At 66.5% G+C, this 19,744-nt stretch carries 13 protein-coding genes; 8 read left to right on the top strand and 5 right to left on the bottom strand.

All coding sequences use genetic code 11. From position 1 onward, the window contains the following. Positions 1–130: 130 nt before the first annotated feature. The 5 genes from JYK02_RS37335 (at position 131) to JYK02_RS37315 (ending at position 6,833) form a co-directional block, all read left to right on the top strand. Positions 131–1,438, top strand: a complete 1,308-nt coding sequence (locus tag JYK02_RS37335; protein WP_207057727.1) for a DUF418 domain-containing protein — start codon at positions 131–133, stop codon at positions 1,436–1,438. A 249-nt stretch (positions 1,439–1,687) separates the two neighbouring features. After that, positions 1,688–1,882 carry a hypothetical protein gene (locus JYK02_RS37330; protein WP_207057726.1) on the top strand — a complete coding sequence of 65 codons (195 nt, stop codon included), beginning with the start codon at positions 1,688–1,690 and terminating at the stop codon, positions 1,880–1,882. A 51-nt stretch (positions 1,883–1,933) separates the two neighbouring features. Continuing rightward, the gene (locus tag JYK02_RS37325) at positions 1,934–3,172 is read left to right on the top strand and encodes a serine/threonine-protein kinase (RefSeq protein ID WP_207057725.1); all 1,239 of its coding nucleotides are present in this window, start codon (positions 1,934–1,936) and stop codon (positions 3,170–3,172) included. Further along, on the top strand, positions 3,169–5,634 hold the full coding sequence (locus JYK02_RS37320) for an ATP-binding cassette domain-containing protein (RefSeq protein ID WP_207057724.1): 2,466 nt from the start codon (positions 3,169–3,171) through the stop codon (positions 5,632–5,634). The genes JYK02_RS37325 and JYK02_RS37320 overlap by 4 nt, the downstream gene beginning before the upstream one ends. Beyond that, the gene (locus JYK02_RS37315; protein WP_207057723.1) at positions 5,631–6,833 is read left to right on the top strand and encodes an HlyD family efflux transporter periplasmic adaptor subunit; all 1,203 of its coding nucleotides are present in this window, start codon (positions 5,631–5,633) and stop codon (positions 6,831–6,833) included. The genes JYK02_RS37320 and JYK02_RS37315 overlap by 4 nt, the downstream gene beginning before the upstream one ends. 21 nt (positions 6,834–6,854) lie before the next feature. Here JYK02_RS37315 and JYK02_RS37310 read toward each other — a convergent pair whose 3' ends face one another. After that, complete coding sequence (locus tag JYK02_RS37310) at positions 6,855–8,003, bottom strand: hypothetical protein (RefSeq protein WP_242589623.1); 1,149 nt, start codon at positions 8,001–8,003, stop codon at positions 6,855–6,857. A gap of 95 nt (positions 8,004–8,098) precedes the next feature. Between JYK02_RS37310 and JYK02_RS37305 the strand changes: the two genes are divergently transcribed. Beyond that, positions 8,099–9,670: a serine hydrolase gene (locus tag JYK02_RS37305; RefSeq protein WP_207057722.1), complete on the top strand. Its 1,572-nt coding sequence runs from the start codon at positions 8,099–8,101 to the stop codon at positions 9,668–9,670. Between the two features lie 9 nt (positions 9,671–9,679). Here the strand turns inward: JYK02_RS37305 and JYK02_RS37300 are convergent, their stop codons facing one another. Beyond that, positions 9,680–10,435, bottom strand: a complete 756-nt coding sequence (locus JYK02_RS37300; protein WP_207057721.1) for a DNA alkylation repair protein — start codon at positions 10,433–10,435, stop codon at positions 9,680–9,682. Positions 10,436–10,530: 95 nt separating this feature from the next. Further along, on the bottom strand, positions 10,531–11,400 hold the full coding sequence (locus JYK02_RS37295) for a hypothetical protein (protein ID WP_207057720.1): 870 nt from the start codon (positions 11,398–11,400) through the stop codon (positions 10,531–10,533). Positions 11,401–11,743: 343 nt separating this feature from the next. On the opposite strand from JYK02_RS37295, the gene JYK02_RS37290 reads away from it, so the two are divergent. Both JYK02_RS37290 and JYK02_RS37285 read left to right on the top strand, forming a co-directional pair. After that, entirely contained in the window at positions 11,744–16,009 is a 4,266-nt protein-coding gene (locus JYK02_RS37290) for a hypothetical protein (RefSeq protein ID WP_207057719.1), read from the top strand. Between the two features lie 308 nt (positions 16,010–16,317). Next, positions 16,318–17,187, top strand: coding sequence for a hypothetical protein (locus JYK02_RS37285; RefSeq protein WP_207057718.1), 870 nt, complete (start codon positions 16,318–16,320; stop codon positions 17,185–17,187). A gap of 363 nt (positions 17,188–17,550) precedes the next feature. On the opposite strand, the gene JYK02_RS37280 is transcribed toward JYK02_RS37285, so the two are convergent. Together JYK02_RS37280 and JYK02_RS37275 are read right to left on the bottom strand one after the other, a co-directional pair. Beyond that, entirely contained in the window at positions 17,551–18,615 is a 1,065-nt protein-coding gene (locus JYK02_RS37280; RefSeq protein WP_207057717.1) for an HBL/NHE enterotoxin family protein, read from the bottom strand. Next, positions 18,608–19,738, bottom strand: coding sequence for an HBL/NHE enterotoxin family protein (locus tag JYK02_RS37275; protein WP_207057716.1), 1,131 nt, complete (start codon positions 19,736–19,738; stop codon positions 18,608–18,610). The genes JYK02_RS37280 and JYK02_RS37275 overlap by 8 nt, the downstream gene beginning before the upstream one ends. Between the last annotated feature and the right edge of the window lie 6 nt (positions 19,739–19,744).

Here is a 19,744-nt window from a genome sequence, read left to right as displayed (position 1 = left end):
GCTCCGCGTTCCAATCGACCTGCTTCAGCGTGGCCGATACGACGTACTTCCTGGCAGCGTCCATCGTCCGGGCGAAGGGGTCGCACGGAATAGGGACAGGCAGGTTCACGTTGCCCACCCTTTTCCAAACATGACCCCAGCTCCCTCCGAAGCCCGCCCCGTGGATTCCAGTGAGCGTCTGGCGCTCCTTGACACGTTGCGTGGTTTTGCCCTGTGCGGCGTGTTCATCTCCAACGTGATGGTGTGGTTCAGCGGGAGGATCTTCCTGCCGCGGGAGCAGGTCCTCGCGGCGATGAACAGCGCGTCGCTCGCCGACACCATCGCCTGGCAGGTGTTCTCGACGCTGGTGGGCGGGAAGTTCATCACCCTCTTCTCGTTCCTCTTCGGCCTCGGCTTCGCGGTGCAGATGGGCCGCGCCGAGGCGCGAGGGGCCTCCATCACGCCGCTGTATGTCCGGCGGCTGGGGGTGATGCTGGTGATGGGACTCACCCACATGTTCCTCATCTGGTACGGCGACGTCCTCAGCTCCTACGCGGTGCTGGGCTTCGGCCTGCTGCTGTTCCGGGGGCGCTCCGAGCGAACGCTGCTCATCAGCGCCCTGGTGTTGGCCCTGGGGTGGTCTGTCGTCAGCGTGCTCATCCTCAAGCTCCCGCAGCTGATGGCGGAGACGCCGGAGGCCGGCGCGGCCCTCGTCAAGGCGGCCAATGAGAAGTCCGCGGCCATCCGGGCGCAGACGCTGGCGGCCTTCACGCATGGACGCTGGCTGGACGCGACGAAGGCGACCGGCCGCTTCTTCTTCCGCGACTACTTCCCGCTGCTGCTGGCCATCCTGCTCCCGGTGTTTGGCCGGTTCCTGCTGGGCCTGCTGGCGGGACGCCGCCGCCTCTTCCACGACGTGCCCCAGCACCTGCGGCTGTTCCGCCAGTTCCTTGGGTGGGGGCTCGTGGCCGGGGTGATTGGCAGCGGCAGTGGTCTGGTATTGCAGCAGCTCATGCAGAGGCAGGTCTTCACCCCGGAGACGCTGCCGGGCTGGGTGCCCTTCGCCATGGGGCCGCTGCGGAACCTGGGCGAGCTGGGCTTCGCCGCCGTCTACGTGTCTGGCATCACCCTGCTCTTCCAGCGGGCCCCCTGGCAGCGGGCACTGGGGCTGCTCGCGCCGGTGGGGCGCATGGCGCTGACGAACTACCTGTCTCAATCCCTCATCAGCGTGCTGTTCTTCTACGGCTACGGGCTGGGCTTCATCACGAAGCTGGGCCCCGCGGCGTGCGTGGCGTACTGCCTGTCCGTCTTCTGCGTCCAGGTCGCGTGGAGCCACCTGTGGCTGTCGAAGTTCCGCTTCGGCCCCGCGGAGTGGGTGTGGCGTTCGCTGACGTATGGCAAGGCACAGCCGATGCGCCGTGACGACGCCTCGGGACAGCGCACGGCGGCCTCGGCGTAGCGCGAAGACCGGCGCTCTCCACTCGTCAACAGGCGGCCGCACCCAAGGGCAGCTCAAGCCGCAAAGCAACAAATCCAGGATTTGTATGCAATCCGCCTCGGCGTCCCTCCTCGGGGACGATTCAGGCGCGATACCCCCATGCGTACTGTGTGGCCCAGATGCGATTGGGAGCGGTCGCATCATGGGGGCGGGTGCGCCACCCGCATCACCTGCAACATCCACCATCAATCCCATCCCGGAGCCAAACCCATGCTGAACCTGACCCACATCCTCAACGCGCTGACTGAAGAGCAGATGGACCGCGTCCTCGAGTTCAAGGCCGGCGGCAAGCACAGCCACGGCCACTGCGGCAGCAAGTCCTCCAAGAAGAGCCACTCCAAGAGCTGCTCCAAGAGCAAGAGCAAGAGCAAGAGCTGCTCCTGGAAGTCCGGCCTCATCAAGTAGCGGACTGACGAACCGGCTTTAGCCCCGGCGCACCCCGCCCCCATTCCCGCCATGACCCAACCCTCCCTGTATGTGTTTCCGGAGTACTTCGAGCTCCACCCCCTGAGCGAAGAGGATGTCCCAGGGGTCCTGGATGGCTCGGACGCAGGCACCGGTGAGCGCTTCATGGTCGTGGACACCCGCGCTCACCGGAGCTGCTACCTGGCCAATCCTGTCATCAAGAGCTACCTGGAGCTGTTCCGGCAGCCGCGAGCAGAGGCCGCGGCGCTGGAGGAGCTGGCACGCCAGGCAGCGTGTTCCCCGGAGGCCATCGCCACCACGGTGCGGGCCTTCTTCCTGCGGATGCGGCGCGCCGGACTGCTGCGCTCCGAGGGAGCCGACCTGCGGGAGGAGCCCAACCAGGCGCTCACCCCCGGGCAGGTGCTGGGCGAGTACCGCGTCGGAGAGCTGATTGTCGAAAAGGCAGACGTGGCGCTCCATCACGCGCGGCAACTGGGCACCGGCATGCCCGTGGTGCTCAAGGTCTTCGTGCTGCAAGGGCCCCGGGCGGACCGTGAGCGCGAGCTCTTCGCGCGGGAGTTCTCCCTCATGGCCGGGCTGGCCCCGCATGAGAACATCTGCCGTCTGCTGTCCTTCCACCCGGGGGAGCCCTGCTACGCCGCGCTCGAGTACGCCGGCGGCAAGCCCATCCGCCACGGCACCGCGGAGGCCACGCTGTCCCTGCCGGAGCGCGTGCGCATCGGCGCCGAGGCGCTCACCGCGCTCGCCCACCTGCACCGCCACGGCGTCCTGCATGGCGACGTCCATTCGCGCAACTTCATGCTGACGGATGAGCGCCGCGTGAAGCTCATCGACTTCGGCCTCTCGCGGCGCAGCGGCGACGCGGTGGAGGCGTCCTCCGTCCCTCACGGCGGCCTTCCCGCGTTCATGCCGCCCGAGCGCATCGAGCCCGGCAAGCTCAGCATCAGCAGCCGCCCCGGCGACATGCGCTCGGAGGTGTTCCAGCTGGGGGTCCTGCTCCACGACATCCTCACCGGCCGGGAGCCCTTCGCGGAGAAGGTGCTGTGGAGGCGGCTGGCGCAGGCCATCCGCAGCCAGCCCGCCCCCCGCGCGGTGTGGACGCCCGAGGGGGAGCGCATCCCGGCGGCCCTCGCCGACGTCGTCGAGTGCGCCCTCGCCAAGGCCCCCGAGGAGCGCTTCCCCTCCGCCATGGAGCTGCTGGAGGCCTGGCGTGCGGCCTGGCCTCGCACGGCGCGGCCCGTCCGCGCCAAGGAGCGCGCCTGCCTATGAGCCTCGGGGAATGGCTGCGCCGGACCCGGCTGAAGGTGGACCCCCAGCTGCGGAGCAACGACTGCGGCATCAGCGCGGTCAAGACGCTCTGCGAGCGGCTCGGGGTCTCCATGAACCGCGAGGCCATCGCCGCGGCCCTTCCCCTGGACGCGGAGGGGCTGCGCCTCGACAGCCTCAAGGCGTTCCTCCAGGAGCGCGGCTTCGGGGTGCGCACCCAGCCGCTGGACGTCAACGACCCCGAGGGGCTGGAGCGGAAGCTGGCCGAGCTCGCCCCGTGCCTGGCCACGGTGCGCCTGCAGGGCAGCGGCCTGCTGCACTACGTGGTGATTGACGGGGTGGAGCGCGGGCGGCTGCGCATCCTCAATCCCACGCATGGGCAGGTGGAGCGCTGGCCGGTGGCCGACTTCATCCAGCGCGCGCACACCGTCCAGGTGCCCCTGACAGAGGAGCTGTGGCGCGGCCGCATCCGGAGCCAGGTGGTGGAGGAGCTGGAGCGGTACAGGCTCCCGCTGGACACGCCACCCAGCGAGGCCGAGGTCGCGGCGCTGTACAACAAGCTGCTCTACTTCAGCTATGTGAAGAAGAACTTCGGGCTGAAGGACGAGGCGGCCGAGCGGGCCTTCCTCGCAGACCTGGTCCAGCAGAAGCTCGCGTCCGTTCCCCTGCGCTTCCGCGCGGTGGAGGGCAGTGAAGAGCGGCAGGTGCTGACGGCGCCCGTGGTGCTCTCCGTGCGGCCCCCGGCTTCCAGGGCGGAGCGGCAGGTGTCCGACGAGCCACCGGCCCATCCCTTGCGGCGGCTGTTGAACGAGCTCGGTGCGCTGCGCGGGCTCTGGTACCTCTTCCTGCTGGCCGCGGTGCTCTCGTCCGTGACGACGCACACCGCTGTCTTCGTCAACCAGTTGCTTGTCGACGAGATCATCCCGCAGTTCGACTTCAGCGTGCTGGTCAAGTTCACCCTGGGCCTGGGGCTCTTCCGGCTCTTCGACATCTTCATGGGGGTGTTCACCCGGTACGTGTCGGTGCACCTGGGCCTGGAGCTGGACCGCTACTTCATGCTGCGCTTCGGGGAGCGGATGCTGACAGGGAGCATCCAGTACCTGCGCTCCTTCACGCGCGGAGACCTGCTCGAGCGCATCAGCGACAGCCTCAAGCTCAAGAGCTTCTTCACCAGCTACTTCTCACGCATCGTCGTCAACGCCTGCGTCTCGCTCAACGCCATCATCGTGCTGTTCGTGCTCGACGCGCAGGCCGCCGCGCTCGTGCTGGTGAGCCTGCTGGTGCTGGGCACGCTCCTCGTGACGGTGACGCCCGCGCTGCGGCGCCTGGAGAGCGAGCGCTTCCGGAACAAGGCGGACCTGCTCTCCTGCATGATGGAGGGGCTGGAAGGGGTGCAGCCCATCCGGGCCTTCAACCTGGAGGCGCACTTCAGCGCGCAGCTGGGAGTCCAGACCGGGCGCTACCTGGAGACGCAGCGCAAGGGGAAGCTGCTCGACCTCGCCAGCTCCGCGGCCGTCGCCCTCGTCATCACGGGCTCATCGCTGCTGCTCATCCTGCTGTGCGCCCGGGGGCTGATTGCCCGGCAGGAGGTGACGCTCGGACAGCTCCTGACGTTCATCTCCCTGTCGGCGAAGATCTTCTCCTCCTTCAGCACCCTGCTCGAGGAGAACCTCTCGCTGCAGGAGAACCTGGTCATCCTGAGGCGCTACTTCGACTTCGGCGAGGACGGCACCCGCCGTGCCGCGCGAGCGCCGGAAGAGGACGTGCGGGTGGAGATGCTGGAGGCGCGGGGCATCACCTACCAGTACCCGTCGGGCCTGAACGTCCTGGGCGGAGTGGACCTGGCGCTGCGCCGTGGGGAGAAGGTGCTCCTGATGGGGTCCAACGGGAGCGGCAAGTCCACCCTCGTGCGCGTGCTGGCCGGGCTCCAGCAGCCCACCAGCGGGACGGTGCTGGTCAACGACGTCCCGCGTGAGCTGTTTGGCCAGCGGGCGCTGCGGCGCCGGCTGGTGCTGGTCTCCGCGGAGGACAGCCTCTTCAACGACACGCTGCGCTTCAACATCACCTTCGGCAGAAGTCACAGCACGCGGCGCATCGTGGAGCTGGCGAAGCGCATCGGCTTCTACGACTGCATCGTCCAGCACCCGGACCACCTGGAGCGGCTCATCGACGAAGGCGGGCGCAACCTGTCCACCGGCCAGCGGCGCAAGGTGCTGGTGATGCGCGCCCTGCTCTCGGACGCGGACGTGCTCATCTTCGATGAGATCTTCCGGGGCATCGACCAGGAGTCGAAGGCCGCCATCGCCAGGCTGCTGGGAGAGATTGACGACCGGGCAATGCTCTTCATCTCGCACGAGTCCGTGGAGGAGCTGCCCCTGACCCGCAAGGTGCTGCTGCGCGGCGGGCACATCCAGGCGGCGGACGCAGCCACGGCGAACGTCGCGCCGGACCGGGAGGTGGCATGAGGGGCCTCGGTTATGTCCGGGAGCTGTTTGCCCTGCTCATGGGGGGCTTCGGCCTCATGGCGGTGCTCTTCGCGACGGTGGAGGTGAACGCCGTCGTGAAGGTCCGCGAGGGAGAGGTGCTCTCCTACCGGCCCCGCTCCGTCCACAAGGCGCCGTACGCCGTGCGGGTGGTGGCCCAGTACGTCAAGGAAGGGGACGCGGTCCAGGAGGGCCAGCTCCTCCTGCGCCTGGACAACGAGGAGGTCGACGCCGCCGCGCGAAAGGCGGAGGCGGACTACCTGTCCCTGGAGGAAGAGCTGCGGACGGTGGTGCTGCAGATGGACACGGCGGGCGAGCGCGCCGTGCGACACCGCCGCCAGCTCGCCATCCTGCGTCGGAAGCACGGAGTGGAGGAAGCCCAGGTCCGCGACAGCCTGGGCACGTTCTCCCGCCAGTTGGAGCTGGCCCTGGAGGCGCAATCGCTGGCGGAGGTGAAGTCGGAGCGCAGCCGGGGGCTGTTCGAGCGGGGGCTGCTCTCGAAGGAGGAGCACGAGGCGGACTACCGGGGCGCCCTGGAAGCGAAAGGCGCCGCCACCGAGCTGCAGCGTCTTCGACGGGAGCAGGAGGCGGCGGAGCTGAAGCTGGGGGACACCTACCTGGACGAGGTCACGCGCATCGAGCTGGCGCTCCTCGACGCGGAGGCGGCGCGGCTTTCGCTGCTGGAGCGGACCAACAAGCTGCGCAAGGAGCTGGAGAAGCAGCGCGAGGAGAAGGAGCTGCGCCACCGGCTCGCGGCCCGGCGCGAGGTGCGCGCGGACATCCGGGGCACCATCCGCTTCGTCTACAACACGAAGGCGAGCAGCGACTGGATCGCCGCGGGAGAAATCCTGGTCGAGGTGGCGCCTGTGCTGGAGGAAGGAAGCGCGCTGTACGCGAAGTTCAAGCTGACGCAGACCGAGGTGAAGCGGGTCCAGGCGGGCCAGTCGTCGCACCTCAAGGTGGATGCGTTCCACTTCCACCGGTACGGGGTGCTGAAGGGACGCGTCCGCTACGTGTCCCCTCCGAACGACGCCAATGAGTTCTTCGCCATCGTGGACCTGCCCCCGCCCCACCCGTTCGAGGTCCGCCCGGGCTACCAGGTGCGAGGCGAGATCATCACCGGACACCTGAGGCTCTACGAGTACGTCCTGGCGAAGCTCTTCGACCACGCCGAGGTGTAGCTGTTCGAAGACACGTCTGGCCTACAGCCCTACCTGGAACAGGAGGTTGAACCGCGAGAAGGAATCCGTGTCCTCCCGCAGCGCCGGGTAGTGGTCCCAGCTGAGCGCGGCGCCCAGCGGGCCGAAGTGCAGGTCCGCGAGGAGCCGCAGACCCGGCCTGACGTCGGGGAGCACCTGCACCGGTACGCCCACACCCAATCCAAGGCTCGGGATGATGGCCACCTGGGGCGTCGCATACTGCGTGAGCGGCGTGAGGACGACCTGCTCGCGAAAGTCCGTCTCCACCGAGAGCGAATGCAGGAAGGACTCAGGCGCTGCGAGCTGGTAGCCCAGCCGGGCCATGAAGCGGGAGTCGTCCCCGAGCCGCGCGCCCAGGCCCAACTGCACGCCGCCTGGAGTCCACCCCGGCCTGGGCTTCGTCAGCGTGACGTTGAGCCACTCGGGCGCGCTCTCCGCCGTGAGGGTCCGCTCCGCGATCACCTGCCCGCCCTCGGGCCGAAGCCGCCAGTCCGTGGCCACCGGCAGCGAGCGCGCGGAGGCGTCCGGGCTGCTCCCCACCTCCCACGAGGAAGGGACACGCACCGTGACGTGGAGCGTGGGGTTGCCCGCCCAGGTCCGGATGGGCCCCAGCAGGTAGTCGATGTCCCAGTGCGCGGTCCGCCTCGAGTCAGGGGACAGCAGCGCATGCCGCGCCTTCACCGCGGGCCACACGTACCCCGAGGGCAGGAAGCGCTGCTCCAGTTGCATCAGGCCGCGCACCACCAGGTCCCCCTCCCGCCCGGGCGGAAGCGTGAGGGTGAAGCCAAAGCGCTCCACCGGTGCCGTGGGGCCCACCGGGTCCGCCTCCGCCTGCGCATCCGTCACCGGCAGGGATGCCTCATCGAATCGCACGCGGACCTCGCGCGTACGGACGCCCAGGAAGGCGGCATCGATGACCTCCGCCTTGGAGGTCCCGTTGCGCAGCCGGTAGCGCGCCTCGAAGCGGCAGACGGCCTCCTGCTCCGCCTCCGCGCAATCGAAGTCCAGCGTCTCGCTGAGCACCTCCGAGTGGGTGCGCGCGGTCCCTGACGACAGGGTGAGGCTCGCCGGTGAACGCGTGGAGGCGGCCACGTTGGCGGCGGCGGGCAAGGCAGCGAGGAGACACACGATGGACGCAACGCGGACCGCCATGTCCGTCATTGTCGCTCAAATCCGCTTACGGACCGGCAATCGAACGGAGGGAATGGAGTACACCTCGCGTCCCACCTCTTTCCTTCGGTGCCCCCATGCGTCGTTCCCTGCCCCGCCTCGTGCTCGCGGCCGTCCTGTTCAGCCAGGGAGGTGCGGCCCTCGCGGCGGAGGGGACGAAGAAGCCCGCCACGCAATGGTTGGCCAGCCCCGCGCAGGCGGCCCGCGCGGCGCGCGTGGAGGCGGGCCTGGCCCCGGTCGTCATCGAAGGCGAGAAACCCCAGAGCCTGACGCTCCCGCAGTGGATGGCGCTGTACCGGATCCCCGGGCTGAGCGTCGCCGTCTTCGACAAGCACGCCGTCGTCTGGGCCAGGACCTATGGCGTGAAGGAGGCGGGTGGCTTGGAGCCCGTCACCCTGGAGACGCTGTTCCAGGCGGGCTCCATCAGCAAGCCGGTGACGGCCCTGGCGGCGCTGCACTTCGCCGAGGCCGGCAAGTGGTCGCTCGACGAGAACATCAACGACAGGCTGCGCTCGTGGCAGGTCCCCGAGAACGACTTCACGAAGGAGCAGAAGGTCACGCTGCGCCGGCTGCTCAGCCACAGCGCGGGGACGACCGTGCATGGCTTCCCCGGGTACGCCGTCGACGCGCCCATCCCCACGCTGGTGCAGGTGCTGGACGGCGCGACGCCCGCGAACACCGGCCCGGTGCGCGTCGACCTCGTCCCCGGGACGAAGACGCGCTACAGCGGCGGTGGCACGTCCATCGTCCAGCTGATGATGGTGGATCAGCTCCAGAAGCCGTTCCCGCAGGTCATGCGGGAAACGGTGCTGAAGCCGCTCGGCATGACCCGCAGCTCCTACGAGCAGCCCCTGCCTCCGGCCCTCGCCGTCAAGACGGCGACCGGCACGTACGCCAGCGGGAAGAGCGTCGCGGGCCGCTGGCACGTGTACCCGGAGATGGCCGCGGCCGGACTGTGGACCACGCCGTCCGACCTCGCGAAGGTCGCCCTCGAGGTGTCCAGCGCGAAGGCGGGGAAGTCCCAGCGCGTGCTGTCGCAAGCGATGACGAAGCAGATGCTGACGCGGCAGTCGGAGCGGTTCGGGCTGGGCTTCCAGGTGGAGCCCGGCACCGACCGCTTCTGGCACGGAGGCTCGGACGAAGGCTTCCAGGCCGCGTTCATGGCCTTCAGTGACACGGGCAGCGGCGTGGTCGTCATGGCCAACTCCGACAACGGCTTCCTGCTCTTCGACCGCCTCATCGCCAGCGTGGCCGCCGAATACGCGTGGCCCCAGTTCAAGCCCGAGCCCGTGTCGCCGTCCGCCCAGGTGGATGTGCTCATGCGGCTCAAGGGCGTCGACACCGCGCTCGCCTGGTACACCGCGAAGCATCGCGAGGGCATGAAGGGCCTGGAGTCGGGGGACCTGAACCAGCTCGGCTACCGGCTGCTGGCGGATGGCAAGGGCGCGGAATCGGTGCGGGTGTTCGAAGCGAACGTGAAGTTCTTCCCGACGGATGCGAATGCCTACGACAGCCTGGGCGAGGCACAGCTCCAGTTGGGACAGAAGGAAGCGGCCATCGCGAGCTACAAGAAGTCACTCGCACTGGACGCGGGGAATGCCAACGCGGTGAAGGTCCTCGAGAAGCTCGGCGTGCCCACCGGGAAGTGACACCCTGGCTCAGGGCTTCTGGGGCTTCAGCGCCAGCAATGCCTTGCGTTGCTCCGGCGCCAGCCGCTCAATGGCATAGCGCAGGGTGTCCCGCTGCATCCTGGAGAGGTTGTCCTGGATGAAGCCCACCACCGCCTCCCGGTGGTGGTCCGTCGCCACCTTCAGCAGCCATCCCACGCTCTTCTGCACGTACGGCTCCGGGTCCGATAGCAATTGGCGTGCGTTGCCGAGGATGACCTCGCGGGGCAGCATGTACCGGGATGAGCGAACCTGGCGGCTCACGAACTTCACGAGCGCGACGTTCGCCGCCCTCCGGCACCAGGGGGAGCCGGAGCGGGTCCAGTGCTGGATCCGGGTGATGGCGGGCGTCCGGGCAAGGAAGAACGGGTACATCACCGTCAGACACAGGTCGTCGCACTGGGCCCAGTTCCAGACGGTGTGCTCCAGCCAGGACCGGAAGCGGTCCAGGAGTGATTCGTCGAACGCGCGCCTGACCGCCTTGCGGACCATGGCGAATCCCAGGAGCACTTCTTCATGGTGGGTCGCCTGGGCGAGCAGGTCCTCGGTCACCGCGAGGCAGTCCTCGGGCGACAGCCCCCGCTGCTTGACGAGCGCATCCGCGATTCGCCGGACCTCCGCGTTGCCGACCCCCAGGGCTCGGATGTCCGTGGGGAAGTAGCGGCGTGTCGCCTCGGCGAGGCGCGGGTTGCTCCGCGACTTCAGGGTGCTGCGAAGCTCGTCGATGACGGCAGGGGTCGCGCGCATGGGCCCATCCCGTGAATGGAGGGCCCAGGGTTGTACGGATGCCCGGGGCACAGGTCCAGGGCCCGCCTGAGCAGCGCAAGACAACACCGCAGCGCTCAGGGCCTGGTGGCTTCCGGGTCGGCGGAGGTGGATCCGAGCACCCGCAGGAGGGCGTCACGCTCCGCGACGAGCTTCTTCGAGTTGATGGCCTTGCGGATGATGCGCAGGGCCTCCGGGCGCACCTCGGCGGCGGTCAGCCGTGGGAGCCAGTGCGCACGGAGTTCCTCCAGCTGTTGCCGCTGGGCAAGCTCCGTGGTCGCCAGCCATCGTTCGAGTTCCAGGATGACACCCAACCGGGGAGGCGGGAGCTGCGCGGTATCGATGTCTCCGGGCGTCGGCGTGTAGCGGCGTGAGACCCAGTCGTCTTGGAGAGGGCCAAGCCTCTCCGCGAAGTTGCGCAGGCCCACTTGGACGCCGACGAGAAAGTCCTCGTACCTCGGGGCGGAGGGCGTGCCCTGTTTTTCGTCGTGAACGACGGTTCCCAGCTCGGCCTTTCCCCACACGTCGAAGTGGTGGTTGTGGTTCAGGGCCGCGCTCTCGACGGAGGCGTCGCCGAAGACATAGGTGCCAAGCGGCTCGTCCTGGCCGAACAGCTGCCGGACGCGAAGCTCCCCGAGGACGACGAGGTAGCCCTCCGTGTAGAGCGTCTGCGCCATGAGGTTGCCGCGGACGAAGACAAGGCCTCCTGGGTTCTCCAGCCACCCATCGACGTACAGGTCACCGTCGATGAACGTGGAGCCCTTGTGATTCGCGAGGCTGAGCGAGGGAACGCGGCCACCCGTGAAGAGCCCGGCGCCACTCTTGTTGAAGCCGGACGCGAGGACCGCGGGGTCGACGTCCATGCCCAGGCGGGCACCGCGACGCTTGAAGGCCGTGTACGGACGCAAGTAGGCGGCGGCCTCTTCCGGGGACAACCAGCGCTGCAAGGGGAGCATCGTGTCAGGGTCCCTGGATGGCTGCGAGCAAGGCGCGCAGGATCCGGGAGACTACCGCGAGACGCTGGCAGAGCTTGGGTTTCACAAGACGTCTAGGGGAGGAGGCGAACTCGGACGATTGCCGGCCAATCGATCACGATGCGCTATCCCTGGAACCGGCCTTCGGGCATCACGGGGCAGTCCGATCAGGTAAAATCGAGCCCAACCATGCCCTTGAAGCGTAAGCGTAGAGCCTCCCTACTTGAGAACTTGAAGAACCAAAGAGATTTTTTCTATCGGCTGGAGACGGACGCCGCAGTCGTTGAGTCAATTGTTCTTGTCCTGGAAGGCCGAAATGAATGAGCAGCGCGCACGGGCTCAAGGGGGGCTCCCTTCTTATCAAGGCTACGAGTACCAGATTGAAGTCACCATCTGGGTGGGCCTTCAGCTCATGCTGGAGCATGGTTCGTGTGACAGTATTGAAGTGGAGCCAGCCTCTGAAGAAGACATCCAGGCCATGCTCGACGTCCCTCCAGAGGACGCCCTTTCACGCATTGCGCTTCCTGGACGCCGGGAACTCCAGATCCAGATCAAGCTCCGATCGCGGCCGTTCTTGGCCAACGATTTCAAGAACCTCGTGAGTCCTAGCGCACCACGGCGGACCGGGAAGGGCGGGCCGCCACCGCGACAGCGACCAATAGACTACCTCCGAGAGCATGAAGCGGCGTCCTACGTCCTCATTACTAGCGCCCAGGTCGATGCAACGCTCGCGCAGCATGTGATTCACCACCTGGAAGCAAAACCGACGGCAGACGCCCTTCCCTTCACGCTCCAGAACGACCGGAGGTACTCCCGTGAAGAGCAAGCCGAACTCGCCCAACGACTCGGCATCCTCCATCAGCAAGTACCTGAGGTGGTTCGCGGCAAAATCAGTCGAGCACTTCTCGAGATCGGCTTCGTCCCCTTCGGGCACATTGACGAGTGCCTCCAGAACCTCAAAGCCCATGTACGCGACCGACTATTGGGCAGGGCTTCCCGGACGTGGCCTCTAGCAGAGCTGAAGGACGTCATCCAGCAGCACGGCGGGTTGCCACGGAAGCCTCATGACAAGTTCGTCAAACCGGACAGCTATGGAGCACTGATCCAGCAACTCGAGCAGCACTCCGCGCTCATACTGATTGGCCCACGCGGAGTGGGAAAGTCCACGACTGCGGAGATGCTCGCCCATGAGCATCGCACGAGGAGCGATCCTTTCGAGGTGATTGCTTCCTGCCGTTCTCCGGCGGAACTCCGAGACCTGCTCTCACGCCCAGGTCGATTTCTCTTCCTCTTGGAGGATCCGCTGGGAGCGACCAGCAATACTTCTTTCGAGGCTGACCTCTGGGCCAAGGACCTACCCTATCTGATGGGCCGTGCGAACTCGGACAAGCGACTCCTAATGACATCCCGGGCGTCAATCTTCAAGAAGGCTTATCCGTCGAAAATCCCAAGCACGCTCCAAAGGCTGGCCCAAGAGCTTCAACCGGAAAACTACGGCCTCCATGAGCGATGGGAACTCCTCATGCATATGCTCAGAGGGGACCCCATCGCGGAGGACTTCGCTGCCGCGCACCGGGAAGAGATTCTCGCCACACTGCAGGCTCCTTTTTCCCTGCACATTCTTGGTGCTCAGCTTCGCAACAAACAGTCACTGACCGAGGCCGAACTCAAAACACTCCTCCATGGATCTCTCATGGAGACATTGGGCATGACTGTCGCGGCAGAGGCTCGCGGTTGGGGCGACGAACAGCGAGACGCCTGCTTGCTGATGGGCTTCCTGCTCGACATTCGCAAGACATTCACCGAAGCAGATGTCGAACAGGTGCTCCAAAGCCTCCGGACCGCCAAGCTCGCACAGATTGAATTCAGGACCGCACTCAAGCACCTGGTCCGCGCTGGCTGGGTGGTTCAGCGAGACGGCGGCTACTGGGCACACCCACAAGTCGTGGAGGGACTGACAGGGCTATTCGAAGACGCTCCCGAGCGAGCAGCGGAGATACTCGTCGCCTGGATGAAAGGTCTGGTGGCGGATGGCCGCCACGGCCCCGCTCTGGTCCTTTCTTTCGCGCTTACCAACAGGGACCAGCGGATTCCTCCAGAGCTGCAAGGCGCGCTTGATGCCTTCCTGATTCACTGGGTTCAGGAGGCAGACGACGCGAACTTCCATGACGCCTTTAGGCGTCTTGCCATTCTTGCCCAGGGAAACGCCCCCGAAGCCTTGCTCTCACGGCGACTCGCCAGACTGGATAGGCATTCCTCAGCGAGTGGGTATCCAGAACCTCCTGTGTGGAGTGCTTCGGAGGAGGCTGCACTTCGCGATTCTGCCTCCGCGCGTCTGCTCATGGCCCGGTACATTCGTCACGGCTGGATGAGGGCACAGGAAGTTTGCTCCTGGGAGATGCTTTCCTCCTGGATTGACAAGCTGGGGTGGAACTTTCACGAAGAAATCACCCTGGCGGCGCGAGCAGCCCTGGGCGATGAAGGCTGGTACCACCGACAGGCAACCAGTCCGAGCACGGGCAGTGGTGATCCATTCGGGGCCGCACTCTCCCAGCTCCTGCGCGGAGCTTTGGAGGTGCCCGGTTCGTCCATCGAGGAGTACCTGGAGCTTTGCCTCGATGCACTCGCGCGAGCCCGGGCCTTCTGCGCCACGGCGCGGCGCCAGGATGAACATGCAGGGCTCTTAGCGGCCCATGGAGCCCTCCGGGCAACAGAACTCGCCCTGCTGCCACGTGCATTCGAGCTCGCGCTGGAGACCGCCGTCGACGTTCGTAGAGTCCGCGAGGGGTATGAGTGGATTCGAGTGCACCCCAGACGCAGAGAAGTCGTGCCCGCCTTCAATGCCTCCATCGGTGTCGTGTCCTGGCCTGGAACCAGCCCCCTGCACCCGAGACACCTGAAGGACCGTCCCGCAGGGACCCTTGAAGAAGTACTCACCTTGTACGACGCCTGCGATCCAGCGGACAGGAGGTCGGTGTGGCGGCTCATGCTGGTGATAAAGGCGCCAGAGTTCCTTCCTTTGCTCCTGAGAGACCTTGAGGACTGCCCGCTTGAGCACCTTGGCAAGGGAGTCGAGATACTCAGGTTTCTCTCCCCAGAGACAGACGCGCTACAGAAGCTGTCAGCGCTTAGGGCAAAGGTGGATTTCACACGTCGGGTCGCACTCGCGGAGGCTTGGCGCCCTCGTGATGCCGGAACGCTTCCGGGGTTGTCCGACGAGGAACTCGTGGTGACCTGTCTGTGCACTTCCGCACTTGCTGGGCGCCTCTCCCGCTCCGACGTTGACGCCGTGAGCCTTGAACAACAGGCTCTGCTCTGGAACCTCGCTGAGAAGCACCCGGGCATGTTCGGCGGAGGCGCCCTCCTGGTCCTGGCGTATCAGGGCACTTCCATTGACTCACTCAGCGAGCACATCCAAGCGCTGGCGCTCGCCCCCAAGCTCGTCGTGCTGATGCAACTCTTCAGGCAGGGCGTCCCATCGGCTCGTTCCCTATTGCGAAGCCACATCCAGAACAAGGACCCACACCTGCGGCGCCTCGCGCTCGAAGAATTGGCTCCCTCCGCGACCACGGAGGAGCGGGCTGAACTCCTCCAGTTGGCAGCGGACCCCAACGCTGTTGTCCGGAATGAATGCGCGTTCCAGATTGGCATCAGAGATTGGGCTGACGGTGTGAAGTGGCTGCTGCCGTTGGTGACGTCCATCCCAGGGGATGAAGCCCTCGATGCAAGCTTCAACCTTGGAGCGTCGCCCATCGGGCGAACGGCTGCCAACGCGCTCGCGCTGATATCCCGGTTAACGGATGCGACCGTAGCCGAGTGTATGAACCTCATGCGGCGGGGTCCTGAGGCCATCCCTGATGTCGTGGTCCGCTGCGAGTTGGTGCGCATTCTTGCCAGGAGCCAGTTGGCTGAGGGGCGAGAACTCCTCCTGCAGTGCCTGGAAAGTTACGAGGCCCTTCCAGGGAACAATGATTCAAGACGGTTTCCTCTTCGCTACGCAGGGGCTTGGGGACTATTCCGCCACCTTCGCCATTACCCGCAGGCGCGCGACGAATTGAACATGAAGCAGATTCTCAAGGCCGCGAAGCATCCGGACATCCGCTTGGCAGGGCCCGCGCTGCTCATCCTCGGATTTTCCGTTCCGGTGTCTCTCCCCGCCATTCGAGATGTATTCGGTTCACCCGCCGTAACGCCCAAGAGGAAACTGCTTGCGGTCGCGGGCGCGGCACTCGCTGGAACGCGAATTCCAGACGACCTCATGAATCCCGTGGCTTTCGAACAGGGACCGGGGCTCGTCTTGCTGGAACATGCTCGCGCACCAGAATCAGCTGACTCGGCAACCTGGGAGTCCTTCATGGAGAAAAACCCCGAAGTGTCGGCATGGCTCACATTGTTGGGAGAGCCCGAAGAAACCCACCGTCTCCTTCGTTGGGTGTTCTTCGAATTGCTGGGCCGACGGGCGCGGAGAGAACTCCCCTGGAGTTCAACTCCCCCGGAGACAGTGCTGGCAGAAGAGGCAAGCCTGCGTTTGCTCGAGCAGCTTGAATGGAGAGGGTCGGACATCGACTTGAGGTTCTGGTAGCCGCCATCAACCAGGAACTAGCCGGGCACCAGAACCTCTTTCCCCCAACGCCTTATCCACCTGCGAACTGGGCGACACCTGCATTCGGCGGCGTGGACTCAGGGTGCCCTAAACCGCGACGGCACACGCCTTTCAATGAGTCGTGAGTGAGTTCTGGCACTTCGAGTCCACCGGGCCGTCCTCTTCCATCCCGCCTGTCGCCCAGAGTTCCCTCCAGATTTCCAGACATTCTGAAGGCGGGACCAGGGGAGTACGGGGGGGCGGGCTGGCGACTCGCATTGCGCAGGGAGTTTGTCTAAGCTGGAGACATGTCCGCTGGAGAAATACAGGTGTTTGCCACACGGGTGTGGGGATTCGAGCCCACCACCTGGCCCGTCATCGTCTTCGGTCTCGAAGGCAACCGCGACAAACTCCTCCGGGAGTCCCGAGCGGGAGATCGGATTGTCTTTGTTGCCACGAAGACCGATGACGCGCGGTCCGAAGACAGGGGGCGGCTGCTCGGCATGGCGGAGATCAGTCGGACCGCCGTGGACACGGCGAAGGTCGTCGCCCCAGAGCACATCAAGCCAACTGACCGAGGGCCGGACGGTCGAATCGCATGGCCCAAGGCCATTCTCATGTTGCGAGCATGGCGTTTTCCAGAGCGCCCGCTACTCTTAGAAGTCCTCGGGCGTCAACTGTCCTATCTTGCCACACCTGCGGCGGTCTTGCTCACCGCAGACGAGGCACGAAAGGTCCTCTCCCTGGAGGCGGAGGAGGCCGAACTACCCATGTCCGAGGTGCTCATGCGAGAGCGACGCTTCGTGCAGGGGCTGACGTCCGTCCGAGGGCCGACGCGAGGACCTGTCCCTGTGTCGTGGACGAAAGAGGTCATGCACGAGGCCTCCGGTCCTGCTTTCACGTACGCCTTCCGCTTCGGCAAGCGCAATGTCTGGAAAATTGGCTGGAGCGCGGACCTTCCGGTGCGACTTCGTGAGGTAAATACGCACGTCCCCCTGGAAGAGACGGGGGAGGGATGGTGCCAGTTCTTAAGCCATCGCCACGCCGCCCCAGTGAGAGCTCACGAGATGGAACAGCGGTTGCTAGAGCTTCTGGCCCAGTACAGAACTGCTGGAGAGAGGGTCCGTTGCCAGCAATCCGAACTGCAAACGGCCTGGGTTGCCGCACTTCGTGGTTAACACTACTCGGTCAGATGAATCGGGCGGGGCAGCGAGACTCGCCCCATCTCCTGAAGCGGGGACGAAGCCGGGAGTGCGCGGGGATATCTTCGCTTGCGCTCGGGGTGCAGGCCGAAGGAGTGGATGGCAGCCCTGACGGCCCACGGTGGGGGCTCGCCATTCTGGAGCGCCTAGCATTGCCCTCGCGGCTCGCGAAGCGGGCTCGGGCACAGAAGCGGGGTGTTGAGCTCAAGCCCCACAGTGACCTGAAAGCCCACTGCCCATCGAGTTGGAGCAAGACCCGTCCACGCCGGATGACCTTGCCCACCCGGCCGGCCCTCCCCTGCCCCGGGGCCGCGGGGCAGGAGGCCAGCCCGCGGGACTTCAGGCGGCGGCGTCCGTCGTCGGCTGGAGCAGCACCACGGGGAACAGCCCCACCCGCTGCCAGGCCGTGCATTCATCGAGCAGGAATTGCCACCCCGCCTTGTTCTCCGCCAGGGCGGGCTCGAGCGGTGGCAGCGCGGTGCCCTGCTGGAGCGCCTTGGACAGGGACGCGTAACCCTGGATCAACGCCGCCCAGGCACGGCCCATGTCGTTCGCCGCCTGCTGCATGCGGACAGTGCTCTGGGCCATCAGCGCCGCTTCCTGCGACGCCGTCTGCGCCACCGCGGCCTCCGCGAGCAGCGGGTTCAGCTCCGAGTAGAGCGTGGTCAGCGTCTGGAGTTGCCGCTCCACGTCGTGCTGCGCCGCGATGACGTCGCCGCTGGTGTTCGCCGTGTTGACGATGAGGCCCACGAAGGCCTTCGCCGCGGCCACGGGGGAGTCCTCGCAGTTGTACATCTTGATGGCCAACTGGACCAACGCCTTGTCCGTGCCGGACAGCCCCTTCGCGATGGTCTGACAATCCTGGTCGATGGCCGCCAGCGTCTGGGAAATCTGCGCCTCCAGGCTCGCGATCTCCGCGTCCCCCGCCGCCGCGACGGCATCCGCCGCCAGGGCGTCCGACACCTTCGTCGTCTCGGTGGAGAGCCGGTGCGCCTCGGCGACGAACACGGCGACGGTGTCCCCCTGCCGCGCGAGGAACTGCGCGAGCAGGTCCAGCCCCTGGGAGAGCTCGAGGGCCGCCTGGCTTCCGGCGGGGCCCCCCTGGTCCACGGTCTTGGCCAGGTGCTGCAGCCGGGGATACATGGCCATCAGTTGGTGGACGAATCCCAGGGTCGCCGCGTCGAGCTTCAGCGCCTGGGGCATCACCGTGCCCAGGCAGGCCCGGGCCACGGCGTTCGCGCGGCCCAGGTCCGTGGCGAGGCTCGGCACCGACGCCATGCCCACCACCGGCTGCTGCACCAGGGCCTGCGCGTACATCTGGAGCGTCGTGCCCGCCGCGCCCAGTCCGGCGAGCGCGGTGGTCAGGGGCTCGGGGGAGAACACCTCCGGGGACGGCTCACGCATCGTAGTTTTCCTCCTGCACGGGCAGCACGCCGGTCTGCTGGATGGTAGTCGCCATCGCGAGCGTGGTCTCCCAGTCCGCGTTGGCGGCCACCAGTTGGGAGACGAGCCACGAGGAGGCGTTCTCGGCGACCTCGAGCTGGTCGATGGTCGTCTGCAGGTCGGACGCGAGGGAGGTCCACTGGTTCGCCAGGCCCTGCACCGCGGTCGCGGCCTGGGAGCACGCGGAGCTCAGGCTCTGGATGTTGAGCATGGCCGTGCTCATGGTCGCCAGGAGCGTCTGGTCCCGGTTCAGCTCCTTGGTCGCATCCACCATGTCGTCCTTGGCGTTGTTCCAGTCCACCAGGGCCAGTGAGCCCACGGTGGCGCCACCCGCCGCCAGCGCGAAGCCGCCCACCACGATGGCGGTGGACGTCCCCCCGGAGGGAATCTCCGCGAAGATGCCCACGAGGACCGCGATGCTGCCCACGCCCAGGGCCACGGCCGAGCCCGCGATCACCCAGCACGCCGTGTCCATGGCCTTCTGGTCCGCGGCGATGCGCTGGTTGAGCGCCGTGATCTCCGTGCTGTCCGCGCCGTACGCGGCGTTCACGTTGTTGTAGTCCAGGGTGAAGGCCGCCACGTCCGCGTCCAGGGAGTCGGTGGCGAAGGCCGTCAGCGCGGAGGACGTGGCGGTCGCCTGGTCCCGGCCCACGCCGCACTTCTGGATGAGCAGGTTGATGCCGTCGATGAACTGCTGCTGGTTGTTCCCCTCATCGATGTGGTTGGCCAGGTAGAGCAGCTGGCGGTACATCGCGTTCCACTGGTTGCCGTACCCGATGATGGTGGCCAGCAGGGACACCATCTGGGGATTGAGCGTCTGCAGGTAGTAGCGCGCGTGGGCCTGCGCGTTGGCCTGGTCCACCGGGAGCTGCTCCACGACGGTGGAGCCCGACAGGGTGTCCACCTCCGCCGGCAGGTTCATGATGGGCGTCTGGAGCACGACGTTCGTGTACATCTGCATGACGGACGCGGCGGTCTGCGTGTCCGTCATGCCGGTGGACAGCCCGCTGCCGCCAATGTCCGGCGTGTCCGAGTCCGTGTCGCTGGCCTGCGCTGCGTTCGTGGCGTTCGCTGTGGTGGTCATGGTGTT

Source organism: Corallococcus macrosporus (assembly GCF_017302985.1).
Taxonomy (GTDB): domain Bacteria; phylum Myxococcota; class Myxococcia; order Myxococcales; family Myxococcaceae; genus Corallococcus; species Corallococcus macrosporus_A.
The sequence above is the reverse complement of the archived record's forward strand: the minus strand, read 5'-3'. Positions and strand labels throughout refer to the sequence as shown.